This window comes from Pseudomonas sp. SA233 (assembly GCF_054792385.1).
In genome coordinates, this window is sequence record NZ_CP096449.1 from 5,212,169 (window position 1) to 5,229,032 (window position 16,864).

The following is a 16,864-nucleotide window of genomic DNA, read 5'->3' on the forward strand; positions in this document are numbered from 1 at the left end:
TTGCACCCAGGCGGCGAATCGTATGCAACAACGCAAAGCGGGTGCAACCATTTTTCCTTTGCAAGTTGCACCTCCCCGTGCATTTTCCGAAAAATCTGATTTTTTGCTCCCTTTTGGAGCAAAAAACCCGTTTTTCAGAATAAAACACACCGAAAACCACCCTTTTCAGGACATGGAAATGGCTGTCGGACGAGTTGCACCTTTTCCATGAAAAATTCGGGTTGCACCTGGTTGCACCCGAATTGTCCTACAGCTACTCTTGGCGTCAGCTTAGGCCACAACCGTGGCAATAACGAGGATAAGAAATGGCGACGACCACCCTTGGGGTCAAACTCGATGACCCGACCCGTGAGCGACTCAAGGCAGCTGCGCAGTCGATTGACCGCACCCCGCACTGGTTGATCAAGCAAGCGATCTTCAACTACCTGGAGAAGCTCGAGGGTGGTGCCACCCTGACCGAACTCAACGGCCATGCCAGCAACCTGGCCGACGACGCCGGTGAGGTCCAACCCGACCACAGCCATCAGTGCTTCCTCGAGTTCGCCGAGAGCATCCTGCCGCAGTCGGTATTGCGCTCGGCGATCACCGCCGCCTACCGCCGCCCCGAACAGGAAGTGGTACCGATGCTGCTGGAGCAGGCGCGCCTGAGCGCCCCGCTGGCCGAAGCGACCAACAAGATGGCCGCCGGCATCGCCGAAAAACTGCGTAACCAGAAGAGCGCTGGCGGTCGTGCCGGCATCGTTCAGGGCCTGCTGCAGGAATTCTCGCTGTCGTCCCAGGAAGGCGTGGCACTGATGTGCCTGGCCGAAGCCCTGCTGCGCATCCCCGACAAGGGCACCCGTGACGCGCTGATCCGCGACAAGATCAGCACCGGCAACTGGCAGCCGCACCTGGGCAACAGCCCGTCGCTGTTCGTCAACGCCGCCACCTGGGGCCTGCTGCTGACCGGCAAACTGGTGTCTACCCACAACGAATCCGGCCTCACCTCCTCGCTCACCCGCATTATTGGCAAGAGCGGCGAGCCGATGATCCGCAAGGGCGTCGATATGGCCATGCGCCTGATGGGCGAGCAGTTCGTCACTGGCGAAACCATCGCCGAAGCCCTGGCCAATGCCAGCCGCTTCGAGTCCAAGGGCTTCCGCTATTCCTACGACATGCTCGGCGAAGCCGCACTGACCGAGCACGACGCACAGAAGTACCTGGCGTCCTACGAGCAGGCCATCCACTCGATCGGCAAGGCCTCCCATGGCCGTGGCATCTATGAAGGCCCGGGCATCTCGATCAAGCTGTCGGCGCTGCACCCGCGCTACAGCCGCGCCCAGTACGAGCGCGTGATGGAAGAGCTGTACCCGCGCCTGCTGTCGCTGACCCTGCTGGCCAAGCAGTACGACATCGGCCTGAACATCGACGCCGAAGAAGCCGACCGCCTGGAACTGTCGCTCGACCTGCTCGAGCGCCTGTGCTTCGAGCCTTCGCTGGCCGGCTGGAACGGTATCGGCTTCGTTATCCAGGCCTACCAGAAGCGCTGCCCGTATGTGATCGACTATGTCATCGACCTGGCCAAGCGCAGCCGCCACCGCCTGATGATCCGCCTGGTGAAAGGCGCCTACTGGGACAGCGAAATCAAGCGCGCCCAGGTCGAAGGCCTGGAAGGCTACCCGGTCTACACCCGCAAGGTGTACACCGACGTGTCCTACGTCGCCTGCGCCCGCAAGCTGCTGGCCGTGCCAGAAGCCATCTACCCGCAGTTCGCCACCCACAACGCCCACACCCTGTCGGCCATCTACCACATTGCCGGTCAGAACTACTACCCGGGCCAGTACGAGTTCCAGTGCCTGCACGGCATGGGCGAGCCACTGTACGAGCAGGTGGTCGGCAAGATTTCCGAAGGCAAGCTGAACCGTCCGTGCCGTGTCTATGCACCGGTCGGCACCCACGAAACGCTGCTGGCCTACCTGGTGCGTCGCCTGCTGGAAAACGGCGCCAATACCTCGTTCGTCAACCGCATCGCCGACCATTCGATCTCCATCCAGGAACTGGTCGCCGACCCGGTCGCCAGCATCGAGCGCATGGGCACCCAGGAAGGCAGCATCGGCCTGCCGCACCCGCGCATCCCGCTGCCGCGTGAACTGTATGGCAGCGAGCGGGCCAACTCGGCCGGCATCGACATGGCCAACGAACACCGCCTGGCATCGCTGTCCTGCGCCATGCTGGCGACCGCTCATAACGACTGGAAAGCCACGCCACTGCTGGCCTGCGCTGCCAGCGAAGGCGCCGCCGCACCGGTCCTGAACCCGGCGGACCACCGCGACGTGGTCGGCCATGTTCAGGAAGCCACTGTCGCCGACGTCGACAATGCCGTCCAGTGCGCACTGAATGCTGCACCGATCTGGCAGGCCACCCCGCCGGCCGAGCGCGCCGCCATTCTGGAGCGCACCGCCGACCTGATGGAGGCCGAAATCCAGCCGCTGATGGGCCTGCTCATCCGCGAAGCCGGCAAGACCTTCGCCAACGCCATCGCCGAAGTGCGTGAAGCCGTGGACTTCCTGCGCTACTACGCGGTGCAGGCACGCAACGACTTCAGCAACGACGCCCACCGCCCGCTGGGCCCGGTGGTGTGCATCAGCCCGTGGAACTTCCCGCTGGCGATCTTCACCGGCCAGGTAGCCGCAGCGCTCGCCGCCGGCAACCCCGTACTGGCCAAGCCGGCCGAGCAAACCCCACTTATCGCTGCCCAGGCCGTTCGCCTGCTGCTGGAAGCCGGCATTCCTGAAGGCGTGCTGCAGCTGCTGCCTGGCCGCGGTGAAACCGTCGGTGCCGGCCTGGTGGGTGACGAGCGCGTCAAGGGCGTGATGTTCACCGGTTCCACTGAAGTGGCCCGCCTGCTGCAGCGCAACGTCGCCGGCCGCCTGGACAACCAGGGCCGCCCGATCCCGCTGATCGCCGAAACCGGCGGCCAGAACGCGATGATCGTCGACTCCTCGGCACTGACCGAGCAGGTGGTGATCGATGTGGTGTCCTCGGCCTTCGACAGCGCCGGCCAGCGTTGCTCGGCACTGCGCGTGCTGTGCCTGCAGGAAGACTCCGCCGACCGCGTGATCGAAATGCTCAAGGGCGCAATGGCAGAAAGCCGCCTGGGCTGCCCGGACCGCCTGGCCGTGGACATTGGCCCGGTGATCGACGCCGAAGCCAAAGCCGGCATCGAGAAGCACATCCAGGGCATGCGCGAGAAAGGTCGCTCGGTCTACCAGGTAGCTATTGCCGATGCTGCCGAGCTCAAGCGCGGCACCTTCGTCATGCCGACCCTGATCGAACTGGAAAGCTTTGACGAGCTCAAGCGTGAAATCTTCGGCCCGGTGCTGCACGTGGTGCGCTACAACCGTCGCAACCTGGACCAGCTGATCGAGCAGATCAACAACTCCGGCTACGGCCTGACCCTCGGCGTGCACACCCGCATCGACGAAACCATCGCCAAGGTGGTGGAAACCGCCAACGCCGGCAACATGTACGTCAACCGCAACATCGTCGGTGCAGTGGTGGGTGTGCAGCCGTTCGGTGGTGAAGGCCTGTCCGGCACCGGCCCGAAAGCCGGCGGCCCGCTGTACCTGTACCGCCTGCTGTCGACCCGCCCGGCCGACGCGATTGGCCGCCACTTCCAGCAGCAGGACGGCGAAGGCAAGCCTGACCGCGCCCTGCACGAACAGCTGATCAAGCCACTGCATGGCCTGAAGGCCTGGGCCGAGAGCAACCAGCTGGCCGACCTGGCCGCGCTGTGCAGCCAGTTCGCCAGCCAGTCGCAGAGCGGCATCGCCCGCCTGTTGCCAGGCCCGACCGGCGAGCGCAACAGCTACACCATCCTGCCGCGTGAGCACGTGCTGTGCCTGGCCGACAACGAAGCCGACCTGCTGGCGCAGTTCGCCGCAGTGCTGGCCGTTGGCAGCTCGGCGGTATGGGCGGACGGCGAGCCGGGCAAAGCCCTGCGTACCCGCCTGCCGCGAGAGCTGCAGGCCAAGGTCAAGCTGGTGGCGGACTGGAACAAGGATGAAGTGGCGTTCGACGCCGTGATCCACCATGGCGACTCGGACCAGCTGCGCGGCGTGTGCCAGCAGGTGGCCAAGCGTGCCGGGGCGATCGTGGGTGTGCACGGGCTGTCCAGCGGCGACCACCAGATTGCGCTGGAGCGCCTGGTGATCGAGCGGGCAGTGAGTGTGAACACTGCTGCTGCCGGTGGTAATGCCAGCCTGATGACCATTGGCTGAGGTTGAGGGTTGTTAACGAAAAAAGGAGAGCTTCGGCTCTCCTTTTTTTTATGGGGGCTGGGGTTGGGCTGACAGGTGTTCGCCACAACATTTTCTGCGCCTGTGATATCGAGCGCCGCCCGCGCGGCGCTTCGCAGCACAAGGCTGCTCCTACATCTATTTCGGGCCAATATCGCCTGTGCCAGGCGCACGCGGCCGCCTTGTTTGTAAGACGAAATCTCGAAGCATGCACCAAGGCGGTCGCGCGCAAATCCCCAGGAAAGACTGGCCCGAAACAGATGTAGGAGCAGCCTTGTGCTGCGAAGCGCCGCGCGGGCGGCGCTCGATCTCATAGGCGCTGAAGATGCTTGCGGCGAACACCTGGAGGCCTTCATTCAACCTGAAGCCAAACCCTCACTGCTTCATCCCCAACTCAGCATCATCCATCGGTGCCTTGGCCATCGCACTCAGGTAATGGGCAGCCCAGATCATCATCGGCTTCTCATCCATCAGCCCGGTAATGGTCAATTCGCGGACATAACCCATCAACTCCGACGACTGCTCACGGGCGTCCCTGCACGGGATGCCAGGCTCGATGCGGCTTGGGTGTCTTCTGTTGTCATTGTTCAACCCCCTGATAATTCTCGAGTGCCTGGCCGGGCCTATTCGCGGGCGCGCCCACTCCCACAGGATCACCACAAGCTTCATGACTTGCACCGTACCTGTGGGAGCGGGCATGCCCGCGAAAGGGCCGGCTCAGGCGACACATCATTAAGCCTCAGTGCGAAGTTCGCGACCTAGATTAGGATCTTCGAGTGAATCTGCGTTCAGGGGTGGATCAGGAACTATCACCACCTGCTGTCAAACAAGAGGGTGGCAGCTGTGCATGGGTTGACAGACCGGTAGAAAAATCCAAAAAACCCGGCGCACACCGTTACCCGCGCTTTCGCCAGAGCCACAATAGGCACCAGCCTTTCCCAGCCTCCGAAGTCAGCATCAGCCCAATCCACACCGAGTTACTGATACTGGAAGCCAGCATCGGCAACAACAGGATTATGGATATCGACGGAACGATAAAAAAGATGCGAAAGGGGATCTGCACCATCGCCAAGGGATTCTCCGATCAAGTCAGCACAGGCCATCTGACCTGTGCTGAAATAGCCCTCCGTCCAACTGCCTTCTACAAGTCCGCCATCCCATGAGTCAGATGAGCTTTTCCGATTTCGAGTACGCCGGCAAGCGCAAGCAAACCCGTCGCGAGCGTTTCCTGGCCGAGATGGAACAGGTGGTTCCGTGGAGTGGACTGGTGGCGTTGATCGAGCCTCACTACCCAAAGGCTGGCGGTGGCCGCAAGCCTTATCCTCTGGAAACCATGCTGCGCATTCACCTGCTGCAGAATTGGTTCTCTTTGAGCGATCCCGCCATGGAAGAGGCGCTGTACGAGATCACTTCGATGCGCCAGTTCGCTCGTCTGACGCTCAGCGCTCCGATCCCCGAAGACACGACGATCATGAACTTCCGGCACCTGCTGGAGAAGCATCAGTTGGCAGTCGGCATTCTGGAAACCATCAACAATTACCTGCAAGACAAGGGCCTGTCGTTGCGCCAGGGCACCATTGTCGACGCTACCATCATCCACGCGCCCAGTTCGACCAAGAACAAGGAAGGCAAGCGCGATCCTGAAATGCATCAAACGAAGAAGGGCAACCAGTACTATTTCGGCATGAAGGCCCACATCGGCGCGGATGCTGAATCGGGTCTGGTGCATCACGTTCATGGCACCGCCGCGAACGTAGCTGACGTGACGGAGGTCGCTCAGCTATTGCATGGCGAAGAGAATGTCGTGTGTGCGGATGCGGGTTACACAGGCGTGGAAAAGCGGCCAGAACACGAGGGACGGCAGGTGATATGGCAGGTCGCTGCCCGCCGCAGCACCTACAAACACTTGAACAAACGCAGCGTGCTCTACCAAGCCAAGCGCAAGATCGAAAAGGCCAAGGCGCAAGTGCGTGCGAAGGTGGAGCACCCGTTCCGGGTGATCAAACGCCAGTTCGGCTATGTAAAGACTCGTTTTCGCGGCTTGGCCAAGAACACGGCGCAACTGACCACGCTGTTTGCCCTGTCGAATCTGTGGATGGTGCGCCGGCAATTATTGCCTGCTGCGGGAGAGGTGCGCCCGTGAGTCCAGATAACCAAGGCTTTGCCTTGGTTATCCAATAATCAGCGACTGAAAAGCGGGCTTTTCGGCATCCCTAAACCGCACATTTCCGACTGATGAGCAACTTGTTCGGAGTTTCCCAAGTAGACAGCCAACCGGCAACGCATAAGTAACAACCCGCAGGTCGCTATCAACGAAAGCTGCAGAATCAGGCCTAGCCAGACGATTAGCTCTAGCCCTCCTCCCCAGATCTGCATGTTGCTCAATGCGTCCTTGAAATCCGTCCAGAAAGGTATGGCAACTCGCTCCGTACTGCGGAAAACATAAAGGCAGATGTAGAACGCGTCCATGCCTCCCCAGAACAGGAAAGCGATCGCATGCCAGCTCAAGTTCGAGTTCTTCAATATGCTCCCTCTTCGAACCGCGCCGGAATACCGAGCTTCGCAGGGGCGGCCTTTCGCCGCGAAAGGGCCGCAAAGCGGCCCCGGCAAATTCTGCTGCGACGCTGCTCAAGCCATGGACGAAAGTGTGATCAAAGCAAACAGCTGCGCTGCTGTAATTACGGCAGCCAGCAGCATCCACAACCAATTGGCCAGCGTGAAACGGCTGTTGGCCACTCCTGCCTCATCCCCCGCGCTGAAATTGGCGCCTTTCTGCATGGGCACCAGAATGACCAACCAAGCTGCTTGAATGACTACACCCGCAAAATACGCCGCCCACAACTGATCATCCAGAATCACACTGGCAGCCACCCAGGCAGCACACATACCGTAGTAGCCCAGCGTGAGCCCCAGAATGGACCAAGGGTAGGTTCTGCCTGACTCGCGAATATGATCATTCACCCTTCTCAATAACGGGTAGATGAAGAACACTGCAAAAGCGCTTCGCCAGAATGGACTGACCTTTTCTCCTGTCCTCACTCCATACAGCTTCCAGCTCTGATAAAAGCAATACAGCCAGTAAAAACCAAGGGTGAAGAAGGTCATTACGCCAAACTTCAGGGGCGAGACTACGAAGAAGGGAAGTTGCTTGCCCTCGAAATCAGTCAAGTCGTTCTTGTGGACATCACTCATCAGAAAAGCCTCATTGCGAACACCAAAGCACACATTCAAGGCCAAATGGCATTCGATCCGCAGTAGTCCAGTTCCACTCGGACTTGTGGGAAACGTCTCTACATTTTCCTGCGCCTGCTCCGGCCCTTTCGCGGGTAAACCCGCTCCTACAGGTGCAGCGTTGATGGCTGGGGCTGCGCAGTACTTGTGGGAGCGGGTTTACCCGCGAAAGGGCCCGAACAGGCAAAACAACAACTGCCCCACCCCGCGTGATCTGTTCGACCAACCACCAGGCATCCCGGAATTCTCAACCCATATCACCCAAACCTATTAACCTGTCCCCCACCCCACCACCCTCCTACACTCGCAGCATCCCGCCTCAGGACCGCGACCATGCCCGAGACCCTGCTCAGCCCCCGCAACCTCGCCTTCGAACTCTACGAAGTCCTCGACGCCGAGGCCCTGACCCAGCGCCCACGCTTCGCCGAGCACAGCCGCGAAACCTTCGATGCGGCGCTTTCAACTGCCCGCACCATCGCCGAAAAGTTCTTCGCCCCGCACAACCGCAAGGCCGACGAAAACGAGCCGCGCTACGTGGACGGCCGAGCCGAACTGATCCCTGAAGTGAAACCCGCCGTCGACGCCTTTCTCGAAGCCGGCTTCCTCAACGCCAACCGCGACTTCGAAGTCGGCGGCATGCAGCTGCCGAGCCTGGTCTCGCAGGCCTGCTTCGCCCACTTCCAGGCGGCCAACGCTGGCACCACGGCCTACCCGTTCCTGACCATGGGCGCGGCCAACCTGATCGAGAGCTTCGGTAGCGATGAACAGAAGCGCCTGTTCCTGCAGCCGATGATCGAAGGCCGCTACTTCGGCACCATGGCCCTGACCGAACCCCATGCGGGCTCTTCACTGGCCGATATCCGTACCCGCGCCGAGCCTGCCGGTGACGGCAGCTACCGGCTCAAGGGCAACAAGATTTTCATCTCCGGCGGAGATCACGAGCTGTCGGAGAACATCGTGCATATGGTTCTGGCCAAGCTTCCGGATGCTCCGCCCGGCGTGAAGGGCATCTCGCTGTTCATCGTACCCAAGTACCTGGTCAACGAAGATGGCAGCCGTGGCCCGCGCAACGATGTGCTGCTGGCAGGGCTATTCCACAAGATGGGCTGGCGCGGTACTACCTCCACCGCGCTGAACTTCGGCGACAACGGCCAGTGCGTCGGCTACCTGGTCGGCCAGCCGCACCAGGGCCTGGCCTGCATGTTCCAGATGATGAACGAGGCACGCATCGGTGTCGGCATGGGCGCAGTGATGCTCGGTTACGCCGGCTACCTGTATTCGCTGGAATACGCCCGTCAGCGCCCGCAGGGTCGGTTGCCGGACAACAAAGACCCGCACAGCCCCGCGGTGCCGATCATCGAGCACAGCGATGTGAAACGCATGCTGCTGGCACAGAAGGCCTACGTGGAGGGCGCCTTCGACCTGGGCCTGTATGCCGCGCGCCTGTTCGACGACACCCAGACTGCCAGCGACGACAACGCCCGCAAGCAGGCGCAGGAGCTGCTCGACCTGCTGACCCCGATCGTCAAATCCTGGCCCTCGACGTTCTGCCTCAAGGCCAATGAACTGGCGATCCAGATCCTCGGGGGCCACGGCTACACCCGCGAGTACCCGGTTGAACAGTACTACCGCGACAACCGCCTGAACCCGATCCATGAAGGCACCGAGGGCATCCAGTCGCTCGACCTGCTGGGCCGCAAGCTGGCGCAGAACAATGGCGCCGGCCTCAAGCAGTTGATCCGGTCGATCGCTGCCACCGGTGAGCGCGCCAGCCACCATGCGAACCTCGACCCACTGCGCCAGCCGCTGGAGCAACTGGTCAACCGCCTGCAAGGTGTGACGCTGGCGTTGATGGGTGACCTGGCCGAGGGCAAAGTCGCCGGCGCCCTGGCCAACTCGGCCCTCTACCTCAAGGCCTTCGGCCACTGCGTGATTGGCTGGCGCTGGCTGGAACAGGCGATCCATGCCGAACTCGGCCTGCTCAAGGGCAAACCCGCCGACCGGGACTTCTACCTCGGCAAGCTGCAGGCCGCGCGTTATTTCCTGACCTGGGAGGTACCTGGCTGCCATAATGAGCTGGCATTGCTCGAGGCGCGCGACGACACTTGCCTCGCCATGCAGGACGAGTGGTTCTAAGGGGGAGCCACCGTGTACACGGAGGCTTCCACATGTTCGATACCAGCGCCCTGCTGCGCCAGCGCTTTGCCGCGCTGCGCAGTACGGCCGAGCTGTTTTCCCTGCGCCATGTGAAACAGTCGCACCAGGCGCTGTCGGTTCGCCGCAACGTCGCGGAACCACCCTTCTTCAGCCAGGACGAGGGCGCCATGCTCACCGTGCGGGTGAATGGCGTGGAAGCCTATGCCGCCACCGCCGACCTGTCCCAGGCCGGCCTGCAGCGCGCGCTGGAGCGGGCCGAGGCGCTGGCCCGGCAGATCGCCCGGTACAACCTGCTGGACCTGCGCGAGCAACCGGTGACCAGCGCACGCCACGACCACATTTCGCCCAACTTCGACCAACCCGTGCCCAACCTTGCCGACTGCCTCGGCCTGCTCGCTGCAGAATCGGCCAGCGTGCCCAAGGACAGCCGCCTGGTGGACTGGCAGGCCAGCCTGGGCCTGAGCCTGGTCGAGCAGACCTACCTGAACTCGGCCGGCGCCGAGCTGCGCCACGCCCAGCGCTTCCTGTTCCCGGGCCTGGGCGTGACCGCCAGCGATGGCCAGGACAGCCAGAGCCGCAGCCTGGGCCGCGACAACTTTGGCCAACAGGGCGGCTTCGAGGTCATCGAGCGCTGCGGCCTGGTCGGCGCTGCCCGCCGGGTGGCCGACGAGGCGCTGCAGCTGCTGCAGGCACCGAATACCCCCAGCGGCCCGCGCGACCTGCTGTTGATGCCGGACCAGATGATGCTGCAGATTCACGAATCCATCGGCCACCCGCTGGAGATGGACCGCATTCTCGGCGACGAACGCAACTACGCAGGCACCAGCTTCGTCAAAGCCGATGACTTCGGCCACCTGCAGTACGGCTCCACGCTGCTCAACGTGACCTTCGACCCGACCATCGGCGAAGAGCTGGCCAGCTACAGCTTCGATGATGACGGCACCCAGGCCAGCAAGCAGTTCCTGATCCGCGATGGCCTGCTGCTGCGCCCGCTGGGTGGTGCGCTGTCGCAGTTCCGCTCCGGCCTCGACGGCGTGGCCAACAGCCGCGCCTGCGGCTGGAACCGTGCGCCGATCGACCGCATGGCCAACCTCAACATCGAGCCGGGCGACCAGAGCCTGGATCAGCTGGTGAAGGGCATCGAGCACGGCATCCTGATGCGCACCAACCGTTCCTGGTCCATTGATGATGCTCGCAACAAGTTCCAGTTCGGCTGTGAATGGGGCCAACTGATCGAAAACGGTGAGCTCAAGGGCATCGTCAAGAACCCCAACTACCGTGGCATCTCCGCGCAGTTCTGGCGCAACCTGGCGGCGGTCGGCGACAGCAGTACCTTCCAGGTGCTGGGCACGCCCAACTGCGGCAAGGGCGAACCCAATCAGGTGGTACGGGTGGGGCATGCCTCGCCGGCCTGCGTGTTCCGCCAGATCGACGTATTCGGAGGAGACGCCTGATGAAACACGCTTTCGAAACCCTGGTCGGGGATGTGCGCAAAGCCCTGCAGACGGGCGAACAGTTCACCCTCGGCTACAGCGCCGAACAGTCGCAATTCGTGCGCTTCAACCATGCCAAGGTGCGCCAGGCCGGCACCGTGAACCAGGCCGGCGCGCAACTGCGGCTGATCCGCGATGGCCGCCAGGCAGAGCAACAGGTGACCTTGAGTGGTGACACGCAACTGGATAGCCAGCGCCTGTTCGCGGCCCTGGAGCAACTGCGCCAGACCTTGCCATTGCTGGCGGTCGACCCGTACTTGCGCCTGGACGAAAGCGCCTGGCACAGCCACAGCCAGCAGGAGCAGCCGCTGCCCGAACTGAGCGATGTGCTGACCTTGCTCGAGCGTGAAGCCGGCGACCTGGACCTTGTCGGCATCTACGCCGCCGGCCCCATCTGCCGGGGCTTCGCCAGCTCGTTCGGGGCCTTCGGCTGGCACCAGGCCAACAGCTTCAACTTCGACTGGAGCCTGTTCCACGAAAACGGCGAGGCGGTGAAGGCCAATTATGCCGGGCAAGTGTGGAGCGCCGACGACTTCACCGCACGCCTGCGCCAGGCGCGGGAACAGCTGGGTTTCCTTGGCCGCCCTGCCGTCACGCTGAAGCCTGGCAGCTACCGCGCCTACCTGGCCCCGGCGGCCATGGACGAAATAGCCGGCATGCTGTGCTGGGGCGGTTTTTCCGCACAGGCCCTGGCCACTGGCAACAGTGCCCTGCAGCGCCTGTACAACGGCGATGCGCGGCTGAGCCCGCTGGTGAGTTTCACCCAGCAGGTCAGCGGTTCGCTGAGCCCTGCGTTTTCCGATGAAGGCTCGCCGCGCCTGGATGTGCCGTTGATCCAGCAAGGCGAGGCCCGGCAGCGATTGATCAGTGCGCGCAGTGCGGCCGAGTTCGAGCTGCTGGCCAATGGCGCCGATAGTTACGAGTCGCCGTGTGCGCTGAGCCTGGCAGCAGGTAGCCTGCCGAGCGAGCAGATTCTGGAGCGGCTCGGTACCGGGCTGTACATCAGCAACCTGTGGTACCTGAACTATTCCGACCTGCCGGCGGCACGCATGACCGGGCTGACCCGCTTCGCCACCTTCTGGGTGGAGAACGGGCAGATCCAGGGCCCGGTGAGCACCATGCGCTTCGATGACAGCCTGTACAGCTTGCTCGGCAGCCAGCTGGAGGACCTGACAAGCGAGCGCGAGATGATCCTGTCGACGAGTACCTATGGACAGCGCAGTACCGGGTCGAGTCATTTGCCGGGGGCACTGGTCAAAGGCCTGACCCTGACATTGTGACTGGACTTACCGGCCCTTTCGCGGCTAAAGCCGCTCCCACAGGGTCTCCACGGCCCTTGAATGTGGTGATATCCCTGTGGGAGCGGGTTCACCCGCGAAGAGGCCGGCACTGACAAACGAGGAAGTCATGCCCGAACGCACCCCGCTGGACCCCGTCACCGCCCGCTGGATCCCTTGGGTGGTGGCCATCGCCTTTTTCATGCAGTCCCTGGACGGCACCATCCTCAACACCGCACTGCCAGCCATGGCCCGGTCGCTGGCCGAAGACCCGCTGCGCATGCAGGGCGTGATCATCGCCTACATGCTCACCGTGGCCCTGCTGATCCCCGCCTCAGGCTGGGTCGCCGACCGCTTCGGCACCAAGCGCATCTTCTTCAGCGCCATCCTGCTGTTCAGCTTCGGCTCGCTGCTGTGCGCCGCCGCCAACAGCCTCGGTTTCCTGATCTTTGCCCGTGTCGTGCAAGGGCTGGGCGGTGCGCTGATGCTGCCGGTCGGGCGCTTGGTAGTCCTACGTGCCTACCCGCGCACCGAGCTGGTGCGCATCATGAGCTTCATCACCATCCCCGGCCTGCTCGGGCCGCTACTGGGCCCTACGGTTGGCGGTTGGTTGGTGGAAATACTGAGCTGGCACTGGATCTTCCTGCTCAACCTGCCGGTCGGCCTGATCGGCTGCTACGCCGTTTGGAAGTTCATCCCCGACCTGCGCGGCGCCGAGCGCACCACGTTCGACGGCCCCGGGTTCCTGCTGTTTGGCGCAGCGATGGTATTGATCACCATCGCCATGGAAGGCCTGGGCGAACTGCACCTGCCGCACCTGCGGGTGATGTTGCTGCTGTTCGCCGGCATGGCCTGCCTGGCGGCCTACTGGCTGCGCGCCGGGCGCGACCCGGAGCCGTTGTTCTCACCCAGCCTGTTCCGCGTGCGCACCTTTGCCATCGGTATTCTCGGTAACCTGTTCGCCCGCCTGGGCAGCGGCGCGCTGCCGTTCCTTGTGCCGTTGCTGCTGCAAGTGGCGCTGGGCTACTCGCCGGCCCAGGCCGGCATGAGCATGATCCCGCTGGCGGCTGCGGCGATGCTGGCCAAGTCCATTGCCCGACCACTGATCGAACGCTTTGGCTACCGCATCATCCTCACCGGCAACACCCTGCTGCTGGGCCTGCTGCTGGCCAGCCTCGGGCTGGTCGACGAGCAGACGCCCTATGCCGTGCTGCTGATTCAGCTGGGCCTGCTCGGGGCAGTCAACTCGATGCAGTTCACCGCGATGAACACGGTGACCCTGATCGACCTCGACGACGCCAGCGCCAGCAGCGGCAACAGCCTGCTGTCGGTGGTCGCGCAGCTGGCCCTGAGCCTGGGCGTGGCATGTGCGGGGGCATTGCTCGGCGGCTTTACCGCAGCCGGAAACGCCGACGGCGTGGAAACCACCTTGGGTGCATTCCAGCTGACCTTCGTCACCATCGGCGTGATGGCCATGCTGGCGGCGGCGATATTCCTGCAGCTGTCGCCGACGGACGGAAGGCGTGCCCGTCGTCCGGAAGAACACATGGAGTCGTAGGGCGAATGGCCATGAGGCTGGTAGACTATGCGGCATTTTTCGCTTCGCACCGCAGGCCCGCCTCGTGACCACCGAATCCACCGCCTTTGCCACCTTGCCGCTGTCCACTGCCATGCTGGCCAACCTGGACGCCCTCGGCTATGCCTCGATGACACCGATCCAGGCCCAGAGCCTGCCGGTCATCCTCAAGGGGCAGGACCTGATCGCCCAGGCCAAGACCGGCAGCGGCAAGACCGCCGCCTTCGGCATCGGCCTGCTCAACCCGATCAACCCGCGCTACTTCGGTTGCCAGGCGCTGGTGCTGTGCCCTACCCGCGAGCTCGCCGACCAAGTGGCCAAAGAGCTGCGCCGCCTGGCCCGCGCCGAGGACAACATCAAGATCCTGACCCTGTGCGGCGGCGTTTCGCTGGGCCCGCAGATCGCTTCGCTGGAGCACGGCGCACACATCATCGTCGGCACCCCAGGGCGCATCCAGCAGCACCTGGACAAGGGCACCCTGGTGCTCGACGGGCTGAACACCCTGGTGCTGGACGAGGCCGACCGCATGCTCGACATGGGCTTCTTCGATGCCATCGCCAGCATCATCGGCAAGACCCCGTCGCGCCGCCAGACCCTGCTGTTCTCGGCCACCTACCCGGCCGGCATCAAGCAACTGGCCGCCGACTTCATGCGCAACCCGCAACAGGTCAAGGTCGAGAGCCTGCATGCCGACAACCAGATCGAGCAGCGCTTCATCGAGATCGACCCGCAACAACGCCTCGAGGCGGTCACCCGCGTGCTCGGCCACTACCGCCCGCAGTCCTGCGTGGCGTTCTGCTTCACCAAGCAGCAGTGCGAGGATGTGGTCGCCCACCTGACCGCCAAGGGCATCGTTGCCCAGGCCCTGCATGGCGACCTGGAGCAGCGCGACCGCGACCAGGTGCTGACCATGTTCGCCAACCGCAGCAGCTCGGTACTGGTGGCTACCGATGTGGCCGCCCGCGGCCTGGACATCGATGGCCTGGACATGGTCATCAACGTCGAACTGGCGCGTGATGCGGAAATCCATGTGCACCGTGTCGGCCGCACCGGCCGTGCTGGCGAGAAAGGCATTGCGGTCAGCCTGGTGGCACCGGCCGAAGGCCACCGCGCCCAGGCCATCGAAGACCTGCAGAAGAGCCCGCTGCGCTGGGACCAGCTGGACAGCCTGAAGCACAAGGGTGGCGAACCGCTGCTGCCGCTTATGAGCACCCTGTGCATCGCCGCCGGGCGCAAGGACAAGCTGCGTCCGGGTGACATCCTCGGGGCGCTGACCGGTGATGCCGGCATCCCCGGCAAGCAGGTGGGCAAGATTGCGATCTTCGATTTCCAGGCGTTCGTGGCCGTTGAGCGGCCGCTCGCCAAGCAGGCGATGCAGCGCTTGAACAGCGGCAAGATCAAGGGGCGTTCCCTGAAAGTCCGCATCGTCTGACCTAATTTTGGGGCCGCTTTGCGGCCCTTTCGCGACACAAGGCCGCTCCTACAGGGGATCGCAAACTCCTGTAGGAGCGGCCTTGTGTCGCGAGAGGGCTGCAAAGCAGCCCCCAGCAATCCTGAAGAGGTAACACCGTGCACTCCACCGACGTGATCATCCTCGGCGCCGGCGCCGCCGGCCTGATGTGCGCACAGCTCAGCGCCCGCCGTGGCCGCCGGGTACTGGTGCTCGACCACGCCAACAAACCGGGCAAGAAAATCCTCATGTCCGGCGGCGGCCGCTGCAACTTCACGAACATGTATACCGAGCCGGGCAACTTCCTCTCGCAGAATGCGCATTTCTGCAAGTCGGCCCTGGCTCGCTACACCCAGTGGGACTTCATCGAGCTGGTGTGCAAGCACGGCGTGGCCTACCACGAGAAGAAACTCGGCCAGCTGTTTTGCGACAACAAGGCCAGTGACATCCTCGACATGCTGCTGGCCGAATGCGATGAGGCCGGCGCCGAGATCCGCATGCACACCAGCATCGAGCAGATCGAGAAGACCGAAGGGGGCTACCTGCTGCGGACCAGCGGCGGCCAGTTCGCCTGCCAGTCGCTGGTGATCGCCACCGGCGGCCTGTCGATCCCGACCCTAGGTGCCACCGGCTTCGGCTACCAGGTGGCCCGCCAGTTCGGCCATACCCTGCTGCCAACCCGCGCCGGGCTGGTGCCGTTCACCATCACCGAGCCCCAACTGAAGGCACTGTGCACCGAGTTGTCCGGTACATCGCTGGATTGCACCGCCAGCTGCAACGGCACCAGCTTCCGCGAGAACCTGCTGTTTACCCACCGCGGCCTCAGCGGCCCGGCGATTTTGCAGATTTCCTCATTCTGGGAAGCAGGCGACACGGTCGAGATCAACCTGCTACCCGACCGTGATGCACTGACCTGGCTGCAACAGATGCAGGCCGAACGCGCCAACGCCGAGCTGAAAACCGTGCTGGGCGAGGTATTTACCCGCAAGCTGGCCAACCTGCTGGCCGAGCAGTGGTTCGAGTCCCGGCCCATGAAGCAGTACACACCGGCGGAACTGGCACAGATCGCCGAGAAGCTGGCGAACTGGCAGCTGGTACCGGCCGGCACCGAGGGCTACCGCACTGCCGAAGTGACCCTGGGTGGCGTGGATACCCGCGAGGTGTCGTCCAAGACCATGGAATCGCTGAAGAGCCCTGGGTTGTATTTCATTGGTGAAGTGCTGGATGTGACTGGCCATTTGGGCGGTTTCAATTTCCAGTGGGCCTGGGCCTCCGCCAACGCCGCGGCGCAGTTCGTGTAGAGTAGAATCCATTCAGCAGCACGGAATGCTTCTTGCTGGCCCGTGCTGGGAGTGCCGAAATTCGCATGGGGCTGCCATGCAGCCCATTCACGGCACAAGGCC

The 16,864-nt window shown here is 63.2% G+C and carries 13 protein-coding genes; 10 read left to right on the plus strand and 3 right to left on the minus strand.

From position 1 onward, the window contains the following. Positions 1-22 precede the first annotated feature (22 nt). Complete coding sequence (locus tag M1D87_RS23930) at positions 23-211, plus strand: hypothetical protein (protein ID WP_148043857.1); 189 nt, start codon at positions 23-25, stop codon at positions 209-211. 94 nt (positions 212-305) lie between these two features. Beyond that, positions 306-4,259 carry a trifunctional transcriptional regulator/proline dehydrogenase/L-glutamate gamma-semialdehyde dehydrogenase gene (gene putA, locus M1D87_RS23935; RefSeq protein WP_123084766.1) on the plus strand — a complete coding sequence of 1,318 codons (3,954 nt, stop codon included), beginning with the start codon at positions 306-308 and terminating at the stop codon, positions 4,257-4,259. Positions 4,260-4,652: 393 nt separating this feature from the next. Here the strand turns inward: putA and M1D87_RS23940 are convergent, their stop codons facing one another. Continuing rightward, complete coding sequence (locus tag M1D87_RS23940) at positions 4,653-4,904, minus strand: DUF3077 domain-containing protein (protein WP_371033846.1); 252 nt, start codon at positions 4,902-4,904, stop codon at positions 4,653-4,655. A gap of 149 nt (positions 4,905-5,053) precedes the next feature. Here M1D87_RS23940 and M1D87_RS23945 point away from each other — a divergent pair, with 149 nt between their 5' ends. Continuing rightward, positions 5,054-5,440, plus strand: coding sequence for a hypothetical protein (locus M1D87_RS23945; protein ID WP_437390868.1), 387 nt, complete (start codon positions 5,054-5,056; stop codon positions 5,438-5,440). Then, the gene (locus tag M1D87_RS23950; RefSeq protein ID WP_123085883.1) at positions 5,437-6,420 is read left to right on the plus strand and encodes an IS5-like element IS2000 family transposase; all 984 of its coding nucleotides are present in this window, start codon (positions 5,437-5,439) and stop codon (positions 6,418-6,420) included. Before M1D87_RS23945 ends, M1D87_RS23950 begins: the two co-directional genes overlap by 4 nt. A 38-nt stretch (positions 6,421-6,458) precedes the next feature. On the opposite strand, the gene M1D87_RS23955 is transcribed toward M1D87_RS23950, so the two are convergent. Then, positions 6,459-6,800 carry a hypothetical protein gene (locus tag M1D87_RS23955; RefSeq protein ID WP_421091502.1) on the minus strand — a complete coding sequence of 114 codons (342 nt, stop codon included), beginning with the start codon at positions 6,798-6,800 and terminating at the stop codon, positions 6,459-6,461. A gap of 105 nt (positions 6,801-6,905) precedes the next feature. Further along, positions 6,906-7,469 carry a hypothetical protein gene (locus M1D87_RS23960; protein ID WP_039612464.1) on the minus strand — a complete coding sequence of 188 codons (564 nt, stop codon included), beginning with the start codon at positions 7,467-7,469 and terminating at the stop codon, positions 6,906-6,908. Positions 7,470-7,841: 372 nt separating this feature from the next. On the opposite strand from M1D87_RS23960, the gene M1D87_RS23965 reads away from it, so the two are divergent. From M1D87_RS23965 to M1D87_RS23990, 6 genes are all read left to right on the plus strand, one after another. After that, positions 7,842-9,644 carry an acyl-CoA dehydrogenase gene (locus M1D87_RS23965; protein ID WP_123084769.1) on the plus strand — a complete coding sequence of 601 codons (1,803 nt, stop codon included), beginning with the start codon at positions 7,842-7,844 and terminating at the stop codon, positions 9,642-9,644. Positions 9,645-9,676: 32 nt separating this feature from the next. Beyond that, on the plus strand, positions 9,677-11,119 hold the full coding sequence (locus tag M1D87_RS23970) for a TldD/PmbA family protein (protein ID WP_123084770.1): 1,443 nt from the start codon (positions 9,677-9,679) through the stop codon (positions 11,117-11,119). Further along, positions 11,119-12,438: a TldD/PmbA family protein gene (locus M1D87_RS23975; RefSeq protein WP_421091503.1), complete on the plus strand. Its 1,320-nt coding sequence runs from the start codon at positions 11,119-11,121 to the stop codon at positions 12,436-12,438. The genes M1D87_RS23970 and M1D87_RS23975 overlap by 1 nt, the downstream gene beginning before the upstream one ends. Before the next feature lie 127 nt (positions 12,439-12,565). Next, positions 12,566-13,993 (plus strand): multidrug transporter subunit MdtD, encoded by a 1,428-nt coding sequence (gene mdtD / locus M1D87_RS23980; RefSeq protein WP_123084772.1) that lies wholly within the window; start codon positions 12,566-12,568, stop codon positions 13,991-13,993. 112 nt (positions 13,994-14,105) lie between these two features. Next, the gene (gene dbpA / locus M1D87_RS23985) at positions 14,106-15,443 is read left to right on the plus strand and encodes an ATP-dependent RNA helicase DbpA (protein WP_230396947.1); all 1,338 of its coding nucleotides are present in this window, start codon (positions 14,106-14,108) and stop codon (positions 15,441-15,443) included. Positions 15,444-15,580: 137 nt separating this feature from the next. After that, the gene (locus M1D87_RS23990) at positions 15,581-16,762 is read left to right on the plus strand and encodes a BaiN/RdsA family NAD(P)/FAD-dependent oxidoreductase (protein ID WP_123084773.1); all 1,182 of its coding nucleotides are present in this window, start codon (positions 15,581-15,583) and stop codon (positions 16,760-16,762) included. Positions 16,763-16,864 lie beyond the last annotated feature (102 nt).